The organism is Coleofasciculus chthonoplastes PCC 7420, from assembly GCF_000155555.1.
Classification (GTDB): domain Bacteria; phylum Cyanobacteriota; class Cyanobacteriia; order Cyanobacteriales; family Coleofasciculaceae; genus Coleofasciculus; species Coleofasciculus chthonoplastes_A.
In genome coordinates, this window is record NZ_DS989850.1 from 92746 (window position 1) to 106707 (window position 13962).

General features: G+C 45.3%; 16 protein-coding genes and 2 pseudogenes. 7 read left to right on the top strand and 11 right to left on the bottom strand.

Translation table 11 applies throughout. The features are described from left to right. Nucleotides 1-30: 30 nt before the first annotated feature. Entirely contained in the window at nucleotides 31-615 is a 585-nt protein-coding gene (locus MC7420_RS15105; protein WP_006101433.1) for an SH3 domain-containing protein, read from the bottom strand. A 90-nt stretch (nucleotides 616-705) separates the two neighbouring features. Here MC7420_RS15105 and MC7420_RS39780 point away from each other — a divergent pair, with 90 nt between their 5' ends. Further along, on the top strand, nucleotides 706-864 hold the full coding sequence (locus tag MC7420_RS39780; RefSeq protein WP_006101315.1) for a hypothetical protein: 159 nt from the start codon (nucleotides 706-708) through the stop codon (nucleotides 862-864). 53 nt (nucleotides 865-917) lie between these two features. On the opposite strand, the gene MC7420_RS15110 is transcribed toward MC7420_RS39780, so the two are convergent. Beyond that, nucleotides 918-1586 carry a tetratricopeptide repeat protein gene (locus tag MC7420_RS15110; protein ID WP_044207444.1) on the bottom strand — a complete coding sequence of 223 codons (669 nt, stop codon included), beginning with the start codon at nucleotides 1584-1586 and terminating at the stop codon, nucleotides 918-920. 279 nt (nucleotides 1587-1865) lie between these two features. On the opposite strand from MC7420_RS15110, the gene MC7420_RS15115 reads away from it, so the two are divergent. After that, entirely contained in the window at nucleotides 1866-2714 is an 849-nt protein-coding gene (locus tag MC7420_RS15115) for a universal stress protein (RefSeq protein WP_006101367.1), read from the top strand. A 90-nt stretch (nucleotides 2715-2804) separates the two neighbouring features. Here the strand turns inward: MC7420_RS15115 and psbM are convergent, their stop codons facing one another. The 9 genes and pseudogenes from psbM to plsX all read right to left on the bottom strand — a co-directional run bounded on the left by psbM (nucleotide 2805) and on the right by plsX (nucleotide 9789). After that, nucleotides 2805-2921, bottom strand: coding sequence for a photosystem II reaction center protein PsbM (psbM, locus tag MC7420_RS36960; RefSeq protein WP_006101355.1), 117 nt, complete (start codon nucleotides 2919-2921; stop codon nucleotides 2805-2807). 174 nt (nucleotides 2922-3095) lie between these two features. Continuing rightward, nucleotides 3096-3392 (bottom strand): 2Fe-2S iron-sulfur cluster-binding protein, encoded by a 297-nt coding sequence (locus MC7420_RS15120; RefSeq protein WP_006101464.1) that lies wholly within the window; start codon nucleotides 3390-3392, stop codon nucleotides 3096-3098. A 449-nt stretch (nucleotides 3393-3841) separates the two neighbouring features. Then, on the bottom strand, nucleotides 3842-5308 hold the full coding sequence (locus MC7420_RS15125) for a DASH family cryptochrome (protein WP_006101387.1): 1467 nt from the start codon (nucleotides 5306-5308) through the stop codon (nucleotides 3842-3844). 138 nt (nucleotides 5309-5446) lie between these two features. After that, nucleotides 5447-5704 (bottom strand): hypothetical protein, encoded by a 258-nt coding sequence (locus MC7420_RS38155; protein ID WP_006101448.1) that lies wholly within the window; start codon nucleotides 5702-5704, stop codon nucleotides 5447-5449. Beyond that, a complete protein-coding gene (locus MC7420_RS15130) occupies nucleotides 5701-5985 on the bottom strand; it encodes a hypothetical protein (protein ID WP_044207446.1) in 285 nt (94 codons plus the stop codon). The genes MC7420_RS38155 and MC7420_RS15130 overlap by 4 nt, the downstream gene beginning before the upstream one ends. Continuing rightward, nucleotides 5969-7250, bottom strand: a pseudogene (gene iscB, locus MC7420_RS15135) (RNA-guided endonuclease IscB). Before iscB ends, MC7420_RS15130 begins: the two are co-directional and overlap by 17 nt. Nucleotides 7251-7458: 208 nt before the next feature. Then, nucleotides 7459-7629 carry a hypothetical protein gene (locus MC7420_RS39785; RefSeq protein WP_006101570.1) on the bottom strand — a complete coding sequence of 57 codons (171 nt, stop codon included), beginning with the start codon at nucleotides 7627-7629 and terminating at the stop codon, nucleotides 7459-7461. Between the two features lie 6 nt (nucleotides 7630-7635). Then, nucleotides 7636-8634 carry a beta-ketoacyl-ACP synthase 3 gene (locus MC7420_RS15140; RefSeq protein WP_006101591.1) on the bottom strand — a complete coding sequence of 333 codons (999 nt, stop codon included), beginning with the start codon at nucleotides 8632-8634 and terminating at the stop codon, nucleotides 7636-7638. Between the two features lie 84 nt (nucleotides 8635-8718). After that, nucleotides 8719-9789, bottom strand: coding sequence for a phosphate acyltransferase PlsX (gene plsX / locus MC7420_RS15145; protein ID WP_044207449.1), 1071 nt, complete (start codon nucleotides 9787-9789; stop codon nucleotides 8719-8721). A gap of 286 nt (nucleotides 9790-10075) precedes the next feature. Here plsX and MC7420_RS15150 point away from each other — a divergent pair, with 286 nt between their 5' ends. From MC7420_RS15150 to MC7420_RS15165, 5 genes and pseudogenes are all read left to right on the top strand, one after another. Next, the gene (locus tag MC7420_RS15150; RefSeq protein WP_006101460.1) at nucleotides 10076-11395 is read left to right on the top strand and encodes a D-alanyl-D-alanine carboxypeptidase; all 1320 of its coding nucleotides are present in this window, start codon (nucleotides 10076-10078) and stop codon (nucleotides 11393-11395) included. A gap of 270 nt (nucleotides 11396-11665) precedes the next feature. Continuing rightward, on the top strand, nucleotides 11666-11959 hold the full coding sequence (locus MC7420_RS15155) for a DUF433 domain-containing protein (RefSeq protein WP_006101492.1): 294 nt from the start codon (nucleotides 11666-11668) through the stop codon (nucleotides 11957-11959). Continuing rightward, nucleotides 11956-12045 (top strand): annotated as a pseudogene (locus MC7420_RS44315) (DUF5615 family PIN-like protein); the annotation flags it as partial. The gene MC7420_RS15155 and the pseudogene MC7420_RS44315, both read left to right, overlap by 4 nt. 19 nt (nucleotides 12046-12064) lie before the next feature. Continuing rightward, on the top strand, nucleotides 12065-12853 hold the full coding sequence (locus MC7420_RS15160) for an HAD family hydrolase (RefSeq protein WP_006101549.1): 789 nt from the start codon (nucleotides 12065-12067) through the stop codon (nucleotides 12851-12853). A gap of 139 nt (nucleotides 12854-12992) precedes the next feature. Then, entirely contained in the window at nucleotides 12993-13874 is an 882-nt protein-coding gene (locus MC7420_RS15165) for a class I SAM-dependent methyltransferase (RefSeq protein WP_006101452.1), read from the top strand. Nucleotides 13875-13962 lie beyond the last annotated feature (88 nt).

Here is a 13962-nt window from a genome sequence, read left to right on the forward strand (position 1 = left end):
TGCAAAATGTGTTATGTGGCTGAAAACGGTTTACTGATAACAGTAGCCCAGATTTGCCGAACTAACATAGCCGTCTATTGGTCTTTCAATCGGCACCCAACCATTGTTTCCCTCGTTGGCGATATAAACCGTCCGATTTTTTTCTAGGGTACCAATCATTTCGCCATTCGGTTGCGATCGCACTGATGTATTCGGCGAAACCACCTGACGGCAGTTGCTACCCGGTACAGTGGAAACTCCCTCACTTGCTGGGGTAGTCGGCATGGTTTGAGATGGGGGAACCGCACCCGTACAATAATCTAGATATCTTGCCGCAACATAGCCATCCATCGGGGCGTCAATCTCTACCCATCCATCCTCCGGTTCCCCGATAATATTAACAGTTTGTGCATCTTCCAAAGTTCCAACAACCCGTCCATTCGGCTGTTGTCGGATATTCAGCATGGTATTAACATCAACCTCTCGGCAATCGTTCATTTGAGCAATCTGATAGTCATCAGAACCCTGTACAGATGGCGGTTGATTCGCACTAGCAACTTTTGGAAAAATGGTCAGTGCCAATGAATAGATGGTTGTGAATCCTAGGAGTTGCCACGTTTTTTTCGGATAGTTCATTAGATCTACTTTATCCTTTAATACTTCTATATACCCCCTAATTTTCTATAAACTTGAAGTAATCTCATCTATCTAAAGTAGAATATAGTGATGAATTATCCGGTTGATCTTGACGAGTTCAAGCAACAAGTTGCAGAAATCGAAGCGTTAGTCACAGATAATGGCATTTGGAACGATATCACAACGTTTTTTGTATTCGGTCTTAAGAATTCATTCAAGGGAACAGCAACAGGAAATATGATGGATTAGCCTCGTAGGGGCGCAAGGCTTGCGCCCAGAAATTTCGCCCGGTTTGCGCCCAGTTATGAAGCTGTGGCGGAAATTTGTCCAATAATATCAGCCAAGCGATCGCGTACCTGAAGCATCGCATCCGCTATTTCTTCATCAAGGAGGCTAGGATTTTCCCGGAGTGTGAGAATCTGTTGTTTAAGCTGTTGCAGTTGTTCCAACTGCTCTTGTTCCATATCCTCACTCTGAATCGCGGCTTCGAGTTGAGAGAATTGCTCCTCATTTTGCATCAACGACTCAATCTGTTCTCGTTGGGCAAGCAGTTGCGCGATCGCATTGTAGTACGCTTGAATCACCCGCACCCGCGCATAAGACTGATTGGCTTCTTCTTGTTGTCCTAAAGCCGATAACACGCGAGAACGCCCATACCAAGGAATCACGTCATCTGGATGCATTTCAATGGCTTGATCACAAGCACTCAGAGAAGTCTCTCCTTGGAGTTCCAGACATTCCTGCACCAAAGCATTAAACGTATCAGTTCTAGGGGAAAGGGTTTCAGCCGCCGTCACGGGGGGCATATAGAGTCCCAGCACTAATACTACTGTAATAATTACCTGCCAGAGTCTTGAAAGGTTCATGGAGATTTCTTCTTTATGGATACATAACTGTTCTACACTAACGAATGTTAACGTTGACCGAAAAAGTTTTCTTCCCCAGATCCCCCTGCTTCCCAGACGCGCCATGGCGCGTCTCTACTTCCCCCGCTTCCCCCGCTTCCCCCGCTCCCCCCGCTTCCCCCGCTTCCCCCCAGTCGTTGACAAATTGTCAAATTTTGAAACCCCGATACCCAGTATCCTTAGTTTTAGAAGGCACAAATACGATAACGTTCAGGACTGATGCATTGTCAGGGAAACAACTACTACTTCCGGGGCTTGTGGAATTTACCCCAATATGGCTCCGACTCTCCTGCAATGGCGAAAGTCTCATCTTAACCACTCACAACGATTGAAACCATTGAAACCATGATTGAAAAAATTTTGCTTGCTGTTGCCGGTCGGGGATTATGTGAAGAAATGTTTAATATGTTGACCGAAATCCCGATCATGCAACAAGTATCGGTTACGGTTCTCCATGTAGTCACCCCCCAAGTTAGTGCTGACGCCATGTCAGCCAAACTAGAAGAGGGCGGCAAGATTTTGGCAGATGCCGTTAAGTCTCTCAAAATCGATCCCAACAAAATCACACCCCGACTCAAACAGGGAGATCCCAAAGACGTAGTGCTGCAAGTAGCTCAGGAAGAGCAATCTGACCTGATCATTATGGGTTCCAGAGGACTCAAACGGTTGGAATCCATCTTGGAAAACTCGGTTAGCCAATATGTTTTCCAATTGTCCTCTCGTCCCATGTTATTGGTGAAAGACGAGATCTACGTCAAACGGATCAACCGAGTCATGGTGTCAATGAATAAATCCGAGAGTGCCAAGCAAAGCTTGGATTTGGCACTGTCTCTGATTCGGGACGTCAAAGGCGGTCAACTGTATTTGGTTCACGTCAACCCTGACCAAAAAACACCATCGGGTGAACTGATAACCACGCCTGAAACCGATCCCGTTTTGGCATCGGCGGCGGCGGAAGCGAAAAAACAAGGCGTTGCCTATAAATGTATAAATAGTAAGGGTCAGGCGGGACGAGAGATTTGTCGCTTGGCAGATGAAATGAATGTGGACTTATTGGTTTTGGGTTCTCCGGAACGCCGTCCCACCATTGCTAAGTCTCTCCCTGATTTAGACCGATTGCTGGGGACTTCCCTGTCTGACTATGTGCGGGTGTATGCGAATTGTCCCGTGTTATTAACCCGTACACCGGATTAACCACTTTTGTTCCTGTAGGGGAACAGATGCCAGATCCCCGACGTCTTGAAGAAGTCGGGGATCTCATGGGCGGAGGGTAGACAGCCAAGGCTAAGAATTTTTATTGCTTTCTCGGCTAGCTGTCTGGATATACAGAATCAACAAAAAAACTGTGGGAACCAGCACAAACAGAAGACTGGCAACGAACCCTAACTCATTAACTTGCATTGAACTAGTGCCTCTACAATTGGTTTTGAACCGCTCTTCTTAGAATATCATTGGCTTCTGCCAATAGTGCAGGTTGACTGCAAATATTGATCAGCAACATTACTTCCCCTGCTCTCAGATGCGCCATGGCACGTCTCTGTATTGCTTACCCTGTTTTCCATGCTCCCCGCACCTTCAGGGCTTAGTTTTCACGCTGACTGGTCCATTGACCAAGGCTTGGCAGGCTAATCGATAACTCTCCGGTTTTTTCTTCAGTTTACGCTGTTCTACCTCAGTTCGAGGTGAGAGATTTTCCATCCCTTCGACAACCTCGACAATGCAGGTGCCACATTGACCATAGCCTCCACAGTTCATCAACTTCCCTTTGAAGGTATACAGGTCAATCTTGTTTTGCAGGGCTTTCTCCCGTAAGTTTGCCCCATCTGCTGCAATGATTTCCTGGTCTTCCTTGACAAATTTGATATTAGCCATCTAGTTTTCCGCTACGTCACTCCTGATATATCCTAGAAGAATTTGCACTCAGGATACTTAATCCTCTGATTCACATCGACTTGACCTTCTTCTAGGCTAGCGAATTATAAAGACAGTCGTGGGGTCTCTGACTTTTCACGGCATATCGTTTTGATTGTGTAGGGGCGGGTTTTACCGATAACGCTTCGGTTCAAACCACTAACCTAACTAAACCCGCCCTGACTTGCGCCGATTTTGATCCCAAATCCGCGTTTGAAATTAAAGGCTGCTGAATAAGTCTTGCGGTGGGGTAGGCAACAGGCAACAGTAAAGATTTGAGGCTTGTTAACATTTCTTAGTACAGCATACAGATTTTATATCTAGGTACTTATCCCAGCTAATCCGATAAGTTGAGTTGAGGAACGAAACCCGAGCTAAAACGTTGATAAGCAGTCTCCCAATCGCCAATGTTATCGATGGTTCAAGGCGGCGTTGTAAACTTTCTCGTTTGCTTTCACCGACTCCATTAAGTCTACAACCGGATTAGGATAATCGACGCCAAGTCTCACCCCAAACTGTTTTTGCTCGGCTGAGGTTAATGTCCAAGGTTGGTGTACTTTAGCGGCGGGTAAGGAATTGAGTTCGGGTAGCCAATGTTTGACATAGTAACCTTGAGGGTCATAATCTTTCGACTGTTTTTGAATATTGAAATAGCGAAATCCACGGGCATCATTCCCGACTCCGGCTGTATAATTCCAGTTGCCCCAATTGCTACAAACATCGTAGTCAATGAGTAGGGATTCAAACCACTCCGCGCCGATTTGCCAGTTGATTCCGAGGTTTTTGGTGAGAAAACTGGCAACATTTTGTCGTCCCCGATTGGACATAAATCCAGTGGCGGCAAGTTCCCGCATATTGGCGTCAATTAAGGGAAAGCCTGTCTTTCCTTGCTGCCAAAGGGTAAAGCGATCCCAGTCTTCTTTCCAGGGAATCGGGATACCTTGTAACCCCGATGGGCGAAAAATTCGGTTTCCATGTTTGGCACAAATAAACCGGAAAAAGTCTCGCCAAATTAATTCAAACACTAACCAGTAGGTTGAATCATTTTTGATTTGTTCCTGTTCGTATTGCTGCACCTGTTCATAAATAAAACGTGGCGATAAACATCCCAATGCGAGCCAGGGCGAAAATTTAGAGGAGTAATCTGACCCTAACATCCCATTGCGGGTTTGTTTGTAAACTTTAAGACAGTCTTTTTTCCAGAAATAGTCATTGAGTCTGGCTAATCCGGCGGTTTCTCCCCCTTGGAATGGTAATACTGCTCGTTCGTCAAATATAGGGGATTCTAGTCCAAAATCGGCGAGTTGCGGCAATTCACCAACTTCTACAGAGGGGAGAGATGGTAAACGTTTTGGAGTGGGAAAGGGGGGATAAATTGTGGATTTTTTCTCGACTTGCTTACGGAAGTTGGTAAAAAGTTCGGGAATTTTTAAGAGATTGAAGGGTAAATCGTCGGGATGGTAGAGGGTACTTCCCCAGAAGGTTTGTACGGTTATACCAATTTCAGATAAGGCGTTTTTGAGTGCAGATTCTACCGCCACTTCTTCAGAGGTAACTTCCTGGTGAAAGTAAACCGTCGTGATATCAAGTTCTTTTGCCAATGTGGGAATGACGTTCTCCGGTAAACCCCGACGCACTAGCAAATTGCTTCCACGCGATCGCACATTCTCTCGCAAATCGGCTACACTTTCCAGTAGGAATTTAGCGCGGAATGCTCCAGTTTTAGGGAATCCAAAGGATGTAGTATGAAAAAGGCGATCGTCAAAGCAGTAGCAGGGAATCACCTGCGCCTTTGTCTGTAGCGCCTGGTGTAGGGGTTCGTGATCATGAAGGCGTAAGTCATTGCGATACCAGAGGAGAATTCGTTGTTCATTCACAGAGTAACCTCCTTTTTGCTATGGCGATTAAAATCGCAGCTACACAAACTAAGTCCGCCTACGCGGACTAAACTATAAGAGAAATGGTATAAGAATAAGTCAATAATCTTTTATCGCCAGCCTAGATTCCCTACAATTTCACTCAAGTTTATCCAGCATCCAACTCGGACCAATATCCCTTAACTGATAACCACGAGGATAACTTTTCAACTGACTCTCTGTAAAGAAATCTGACCTTCTTCTCGGCACAAGCCAACGCTGCAAGTATCCCCGCAACTTGAGACTATTTTCTACACCGCTTACTATAAGAGTCGAAGGCTTGGTAAAACCAAACGCCGCCAGCGTTCGCTCATCGAACAAGCTATAAATAGCAGGTTTCAGCAGAGGATGACTCAAAGCCGGAAACCAGCTATCGCTTCTGCACCCCGTTCACTTTCGTAACCCCATTGGAGAATCTCGGCAATCAGTAAACCTGTATCATCGTAGCGCTTTTGGGTGTGGTGATGAAATTCTCCGGTGCGAGTCAGCAGTCGAGAAATACTGGGAACACAGAACGTTTTCACCATCTTAAATGCGGCAAGGGGACTCCCGTTATACCGAAGGTTAGCGGGAGGGGAATTGCCGCCAACATTGAAATTGAGCGATAGCGAATCATTATTTTTAGGATTGGTATTCATAGCCGTCTGCTTTATGAATGGTTCTCAAGTATTTGGGATGTACATCAAACTTTTGTGTTGGTAACTGCAAGACAAAACTAGGTCTAAATCGAATCGCAATTCGACCAATATATTGACCTGCGAACTTACCTTTTTGAACATCAGCTTTAACAATGTCGCCAGTTTGGAAACCCTGGAAATACTTGGCTTTAGGAGCATGAGCTTTAGGAAATCCGTACTTATCAGGGCGACAACGTTGTCTGGTTCCGCGTCCTTTTGCGGCAATTTTTAGAGGTTTGATTCCTCGAATTAATAATCGTTCAGGAGTAGATGCTCCGACACAGGCTGCATCGAAAGCGTGAGCTTTTTCAATCCCTCTGGTTTTACGGTTGAACTTAGTGCGACCTCCAGAACCTACCTCTACAGGTAAACCAGTTGACTGAAGCCTTCGATACAGTTCCCATCGGGTAGCATTGACGGCTGCGGCATCTTTAAGAGGTGCTTTGGCTTGAGCTAATACCCGTTTAAGGACTCCTGGCTTCTTTTTTAGGAATTCTTCAACAGGTCTGTTCCCTTTAACTTGGTTACAAGAATGACAACTAAGGCAAAGATTACTAACTCGGTTTGAACCACCTTACTTTTGCCAGAATGTGTTCAATCTCGAACGGAACGTTTTCAACCTCGCAGTAAGCGCATTTTCTGTTCCATTTGGCAAGTAAATACTCTTTGACCTCAAAACCAAACAGTTCACCTCTTTGGTACTCAACTCCGCTAATTTCAGGGTTTTGCATTTGCTGCAAGTCAAACCTGACTAGCTCTTGAGAGATGGCTGAAATCGGACAGAGTTTTTTAATCCGTCGTACCCAAGTTTCAATGTTGGCAATCCGACTCTCCAGCGATGGTGGTAGCCATCCGGTTTTACGGGTTCTGTTTAAGAAACGAGGCTGGCGGTAACGGGTTTTACGGTTACGGCGTCCCCTTCTTAATGACCTGCGAGCTAAGAGGGAATCTTTAATTTGTTGCCCTCGGTGTGAGATTTCAATGGCGCTTGTTACTCGCCCTGTTTCTTCCTGGACAACAGCAATCCCGGTTGTTTTGCTGCCAGGGTCTATTTTGACCCGATGTGGGTGCGTGACTGACTCTTCAACGGTTCTGTCTTGCAGGACAATAGTAAATGGATAGCGCTTGAATGCTTTAGCCCTCCCTTTGTTCAGTAATTCTCTTGCCCGTGCTGGATGGCAAGGGTCAAGAGGCTGTAAGTTTTTGTCTAGAACGAAAACGCGCATTACTGCACCTCTCATTACTGGTAAAGTTAGCCTCGACAATGTTATCTAGCCTTGTTAGGTACAGCTCACTGGCTTAACTCTCTACACCTGTTTAAAACTGTACGACAGAGCCTAAAACTGGCACGCATCTTAGGGTGTCATGAGCTAAATAACGTAGTTCTCGTAGAACTTAGTCTGGTCAACTAGAGCCTGTTTTTACAAGCTCCCGCTATAGTTCGATAGAACTTAGCGGTGAGTTGTTGACAGCTAATTCCAACGCACGGGTGATATCCCACGGAAATTCGTAGCCAGCGACAAGGCGACCAATTAAACTATGGTCAGTAATGGGGTTGAGTTGTTGAATCTGCTGAAGACGTTGGTTGCGATTCCAAATATTCATAACCCCTCATCGCCCCCATTCAAAAATAGCCGCCCCCCAGGTTAATCCCGCACCAAAACCGGAACTAGCAATAATATCACCGGGCTGAATTTTTCCCGATCGCACCGCTTCATCTAAAATTAAGGGAATCGACGCCGCCGATGTATTCCCATACTGACTCAAATTACTCAACACCTTATGGCTGGGAATCTTCAACCGTCGAGCCACTGCATCCAGAATCCGTTGATTGGCTTGGTGCAAGAGCAGCCAGTCTACATCCTCTGCAGTCAAATTTGCCTGAAATAGTGCCTTCTCAATCACTTCTGGCACCTTCTGCACGGCAAATCGATAGACTTCTTTACCGTTCATGGTAATGGCGGCAAAATTTCCTTGACCGACTTCGATATCCTTGACAAGTTGCTGGGTTTGTGGTTTATAAGCCAACTGTAAGCATTTATTCTGAGTGCCATCACTGCGAATTTGAAATCCCAACAAGCGATCGCGTGAATCTGCCTGTAACATCACCGCCCCTGCACCATCCCCAAATAAAACACAGGTACCGCGATCGGACCAATCCAGCCAGCGCGACAACATATCCGCGCCAATTAATAGAATATTCTGATAAACTCCCGTCCGGATAAATTGGGCAGCCGTTACTAAACCAAACACAAAACCCGAACAAGCCGCCGTGAGGTCAAACGCCACGGCATTAGATGCGCCGAGTAACGCCTGAATTTGACTCGCTGTACCAAATAGATCATCCGGTGTAGACGTTGCCAGAATAATTAGCTGTAACGCTTCAGGTTCAACTCCCGCCATTGCCATCGCCCGTTTTGCCGCTTCAGCCGCTAACCCACTCAAACTGGCTTGAGCATCCGCTAGACACCGTTGACGAATTCCTGTGCGGGTAGTAATCCACTCATCCGATGTCTCAACTATCTGGCTGAGTTGATGGTTATCCAAAACACCATCGGGTGTCGCCGAACCACTCCCGGTAATCGCAATTCCTGTGCCTAGTTGATTCAAAATGATTCTCCATCAAAGAAACCGCCAATCCACTCTCCACCCCGCTATCACCTCTGCTGGCATTCTAGTCGCGATCGCACCACGCTAACCTGTTGTATCCTCCGAAGGCTTTACCTCGGATGGCTGATTGATCCCATCTAATTGTTTCGCCCTTTTGATTTCAGTAGACTGAATACGCTCCAGCACCTGATTATCAATCGCTTCTTTTGCCAAGCGAATCGCATTAAAAATAGACGGTGCTTGAGAACTCCCATGGCTAATAATACAGACTCCATCCACTCCCAAGAGCAACCCACCGCCATGTTCAGCATGATCGATACGCTGCTTAATCCGCTTCAGATTCGGCTTGAGAATCGCCGTTCCCAGTTGACCATGTAAGCCTTGGGGCAATTCCTCCCGCAGAATTTGTAAGACGATTTCTCCCACCGCTTCGGCAAACTTGAGTAAGATGTTGCCGACAAAGCCATCACAGACAATCACATCAAACTGACCTGAGAGTACATCTCTCCCTTCAGCATTACCCAGAAAGGCGACTCTGGGATTGTCCTGTAGCAGTTGATGAGTCCGAATCGCTAAATCATTCCCCTTACAGTCTTCTTCCCCGATATTGAGCAATCCGACTTTGGGTTCTGGTATTCCCAGCACATACTGGCTATATACCGTCCCCATCACCGCAAATTGCTCCAGATATTTGGGACGACAATCTACATTTGCCCCCACATCTAGAATAATCACCGGCTTTCCAGCAATCAGGGTGGGGAACATAGCGCCAATCGCTGGGCGATCAATGCCCTTGAGCCGTCCCAAACGCAGTAATGCTGCTGCCATAGCTGCGCCAGAATGACCCGCCGACACTACGGCTTGTGCCTGCTTGGTTTTGACTAAATCCATCGCCACGTTGATTGACGCCTTGGGTTTGCGTTTTATCGCCACCAAGGGTTCCTCTTCCATGGCAATTACGTCTTCCGCCGGGGCTATTTCTAGCTGGCAGGGACTTTTGTGTTCTTTCAGGGACGCTTCAATAGCCTGAGTATCGCCAACCAATATAACCTCTACGCCCAACTCTTCTTGGGCTCGGATAGCTCCAGCCACAATTTCTGAGGGAGCGTGATCCCCTCCCATCGCGTCGATTGCGATCCGTTCGCGAGATGCCATTGCTCAAAGAGATAGAAACCTTAAAGATTTTAACAGAAGCCGTTACGGAAAACCTCTACCAAACTGACCCTCACCTGGAGAACGTTGATTGAGTAATCCTGTTTTAGCTTATTTGGCAACAAACCCGACACCCGACACCCGGCATCCTAAACCCTACACTACACTCTACACCCTACACCCCATACCCCCTCTCAAGAGTGCTGATCTCCCAGAAAAACCCTTGAAGAAACCTTTTCATCGGTGCCATTCACTTCGTACAATAAAGCACCGTGGAGGAGAAACGGTAATGTTACAACGAATTGGTGCTGGATTGATTGCTTCATCGATAGCCGCGTTATTGGTCAAGATTGTGGGAATGCAGGCTGCCACGTTGGATTTAGATAAGGTTGAGACTATCCAACCCTTGCCATGGCAAGAAACATCCTTATTTACTCTACCCAAGCCTGACCCGAGCGCCGAAGCCACGATTAATCAATATCTCCAAGACCTAAGAAACAAGGGTTCACTCGCAGACAATCAAGGAATCTGGATACAATCAGGGCTGAATGTTCTAGCAGAACATCAGGGTAAAATTCCTCGCCCTGCTGCTTCGTTGACCAAAATTGCTACCACATTAGTGACGTTAAGTCAATGGAAACCTGATCATGAATTTGAAACCCAAGTAGGGGCGACAGGTGATATCCGGGACGGTGTATTAGAGGGAGATTTAGTGATTAAAGGCGGTGGTGATCCGCTGTTTGTCTGGGAAGAAGCGATCGCACTGGGAAACAGCCTCAATCAGCTTGGGATTCGCCGCGTCAATGGCAATTTAGTCATTGCGGGCAACTTCAATATGAACTACGAAGAAGATCCGACGCGATCGGGGGAGCAGCTAAAGACAGGATTAAATGGCAAAACCTGGTCTCGTTCCGTTATACGTCACCATGGCAGAATGTCGCCCGGAACCCCCAAACCTGAACTGGTGATTAGCGGTCAAATCAAAACAGTGAAAACTCCCCCTGACGACATGAGGATACTATTACGTCACCAATCCCTACCCTTGGTGGAAATCCTCAGAGAAATGAACATCTATAGTAACAATGGCATGGCTCAGATTTTAGCTGATGCTGTTGGTGGGGCTGATGTGGTTGCCAAAGAAGCCGCCAAGTTAGCCAATGTCCCTCCAGAGGAAATTCAACTGATTAATGGATCAGGATTAGGAACAGAAAACCAAATCTCTCCCCGTGCGGCTACTGCGATGCTAATCGCCCTGGAAAAATTATTAACACCCCATAACTTAGGTGTCATTGATGTATTCCCCCTAGCCGGGAGGGATAAAAACGGGACAATTTATGCTCGCAATCTGCCAGAGGGAACCGCGATGAAAACCGGAACCCTACGCCAGGTGAGTGCTTTAGCGGGGGTAATGCCCACACAAGAGCGCGATCGGGTTTGGTTTGCGATTATTAATGGGGGCAATAATATCTGGGAATTTCGCCAACAGCAAGATCAACTGTTGGACAAGCTTACCCAAAACTGGGGCAATCAACCCAGTCTCAATCCAAAAACCGCTCTTTCCCGTTCCCAACTGGGTGATCCCAAGCGTAATAAAGTTGTTGCCAATTAAGAGCAATGGTAGTGAAAATTTGCCCTGTGGGAGTGCCAACATTCTTGATTAGTCGGTGAACCCAATAAGCCGTTCGGCATTTAAACCTTAATGTCAATAATGACGAAATCTTTGTAGTGCGTTAAGCGAAGCCATGCCGAAGGCTTTGCATCTTGCTCGCTACTAATACCCAATTTAAATGCATGACAGCTTAAAAAAAGAGCGGTGGAGTCTGGGTAGAACAATATTGCTCTACAATAAAAACGAGCTATCCCTTATGGGCTTTTATTGATGACCACTACAGCCGTTTCCAAATATGTCACTCGCAATCCAGAGATTTTAAGCGGTGAACCGATTATCACCGGGACTCGCCTATCAGTACGAGTCATCGTCGGTTTATGGCGATTGGGGACTCCTCCTGAAGAAATTCCGACACAGTATCCTCAGCTTACCCTGGCTCAAGTTTTTGATGCCCTGAGTTTTTATTTGGATAACCAGGCTGAAATCAATGAGTATATTGAGCAAAACCACGTCCCTGATGACTTGATTCATCCCGCAGTTCGCCAAGCGTTGAAAGCGGAATGAAAATCTTTGCGTCACTCTACACTGATGAGGATATTGCTAATTTGGTTGCCACTCTTCTAAGAGCTAGAGGTCTGGATGTCCTGACAACGATATTGAGATAACTTTATGTCAACTGATGCACCCACTATTCTCGCCCTCGACTTTGATGGCGTTATCTGTGACGGACTTCTGGAATATTTCCAAACCGCTTGGCGTACCTACTGCAAAATTTGGCAACCAGAAACCACAACACCGCCACCCAACATAGCGGACAAATTTTACCGCTTGCGCCCTGTGATTGAAACCGGATGGGAAATGCCTGTTTTAGTACGAGCCTTACTTTTAGGCGTTTCAGAATCCCAGATTTTACAAGATTGGTCAACCGTTTTACATCAATGTGTTGACTCCGAAAACTTGCAGCCACAGAAATTGGGTCAACAGTTGGATCAAATTCGCGACGAATGGATTACGAGTGATTTAGAGAGTTGGTTAGCACTGCACCGCTTTTATCCTGGAGTGATTCAGCGCCTACAGAGCATATTAGAAACACCAACGCAGATTTTTATTGTCACCACTAAAGAAGGGCGATTTGCCAAGCAGTTATTACAACAACAAGGTATCGAACTATCAGAGGATAGAATTATCGGTAAAGAAATTAAACGTCCCAAACACCAAACTCTACGACAACTTATACAAGAATTTAGAGATGAATCTGCAAGTCTTTGGTTTGTAGAAGATCGGTTAAATACCTTACTATCAGTGGAACAGCAATCAGACTTGGCTCAGGTGAGACTCTATTTAGCGGATTGGGGCTATAATACAGCCGCGCACCGAGACGAGGTTCGCAATCATTCAAGAATTCAGTTATTGTCTCTGTCCAAGTTTAGTCAGGATTTCTCAGCTTGGTCTAAATAGAGTTCAGATCATGGGTTCCTGAAATTGATGTCTTGCACCCTTTTTGAGAAGCTAAAGTTTAGCTTAAGGAATTTATATCTAGTGCAACTTCATGTATCATGGACATAATAAAGTTGAGCTAAGTAAGGGGTGATTAAATATGCAATATATCAGATGCAATCTCTGTAGTAACGATGACTACACTATTTTATTTGAACCTGGTGTAGCTCAAATCAGTCAAATTGTTCAGTGTAACTGTTGTAATTTGATGTATGCTAACCCTAGGGCAAAAGATGCGGATCATGTAGGGATCGAGACGTGGAATCCAGATTGGGTTCTATCTAATCCAAATCGACAAAAGTTAGAAAAAGAATCACTTCAGGTTAAAGATTATGAATCAACCAAAAAATTTCTGAATGAATATTATCCCCAAAAAGGCAAACTACTGGAAATAGGCAGTAGTTTTGGTTACTTATTAAACTTTTTTAAAAAAGATGAATGGCATGTAATGGGAGTTGAACCTAATTTAGGTGCATGTAAATATGCAGAATCTAATTTTGGCATAAAAGCTATTCCTAGCATCTTAGAGAAAGCAGAAATTAGCGATAAGTCAGTCGATGTAGTATTAATGATGCATGTTATAGAGCATCTACCTAATCCATCTATGACTTTTAAAGAAGTTTATCGCCTCTTGAAGCCAGGTGGAATCTTTGTTGTAGAAACGCCCAGATACGACACGTTAGTGTTCAAATTGTTGGGCAAAAGAGAAAGAAGCCTAAGTTGCAATGGACATATTTACTTTTTTACTAGCCAGACTCTAGAAAAAATGGCAACTCAAACTGGCTTTACAATGCTGAAGTTAGACTATGTTGGTCGCTCACTAACTCTAGACAGGCTTTTTTATAATTTTGGTGTTATGAGTAAGAATAAACTAATCAAAGATAAACTCAATGATTTTTCCAAAAAATTTAATCTAAATCAAGTAAGAATCTACATTAACGCCAGAGATATGCAACGGGCGTATTTGATGAAACCTGCGTAAAAGCTTTATACAAATTTATAATAAGATGTTCTTCCCACTCCAATCACAGGACATCTCTATCGAACCTGTTATGTAAAATACAAATCGA

Bases quoted from the DNA above. Each gene is read 5' to 3' on its own strand.
- MC7420_RS15155 (WP_006101492.1), top strand. From the start codon at position 11,666: ATGACCACTACAGCCGTTTCCAAATATGTCACTCGCAATCCAGAGATT.
- MC7420_RS15130 (WP_044207446.1), bottom strand. From the start codon at position 5,985: ATGAATACCAATCCTAAAAATAATGATTCGCTATCGCTCAATTTCAAT.
- MC7420_RS15150 (WP_006101460.1), top strand. From the start codon at position 10,076: ATGTTACAACGAATTGGTGCTGGATTGATTGCTTCATCGATAGCCGCG.
- MC7420_RS15110 (WP_044207444.1), bottom strand. From the start codon at position 1,586: ATGGCGCGTCTGGGAAGCAGGGGGATCTGGGGAAGAAAACTTTTTCGG.
- MC7420_RS15165 (WP_006101452.1), top strand. From the start codon at position 12,993: ATGCAATATATCAGATGCAATCTCTGTAGTAACGATGACTACACTATT.
- MC7420_RS15160 (WP_006101549.1), top strand. From the start codon at position 12,065: ATGTCAACTGATGCACCCACTATTCTCGCCCTCGACTTTGATGGCGTT.
- MC7420_RS39785 (WP_006101570.1), bottom strand. From the start codon at position 7,629: ATGAATATTTGGAATCGCAACCAACGTCTTCAGCAGATTCAACAACTC.
- MC7420_RS15115 (WP_006101367.1), top strand. From the start codon at position 1,866: ATGATTGAAAAAATTTTGCTTGCTGTTGCCGGTCGGGGATTATGTGAA.
- MC7420_RS15105 (WP_006101433.1), bottom strand. From the start codon at position 615: ATGAACTATCCGAAAAAAACGTGGCAACTCCTAGGATTCACAACCATC.
- plsX (WP_044207449.1), bottom strand. From the start codon at position 9,789: ATGGCATCTCGCGAACGGATCGCAATCGACGCGATGGGAGGGGATCAC.
- MC7420_RS39780 (WP_006101315.1), top strand. From the start codon at position 706: ATGAATTATCCGGTTGATCTTGACGAGTTCAAGCAACAAGTTGCAGAA.
- psbM (WP_006101355.1), bottom strand. From the start codon at position 2,921: ATGCAAGTTAATGAGTTAGGGTTCGTTGCCAGTCTTCTGTTTGTGCTG.
- MC7420_RS15120 (WP_006101464.1), bottom strand. From the start codon at position 3,392: ATGGCTAATATCAAATTTGTCAAGGAAGACCAGGAAATCATTGCAGCA.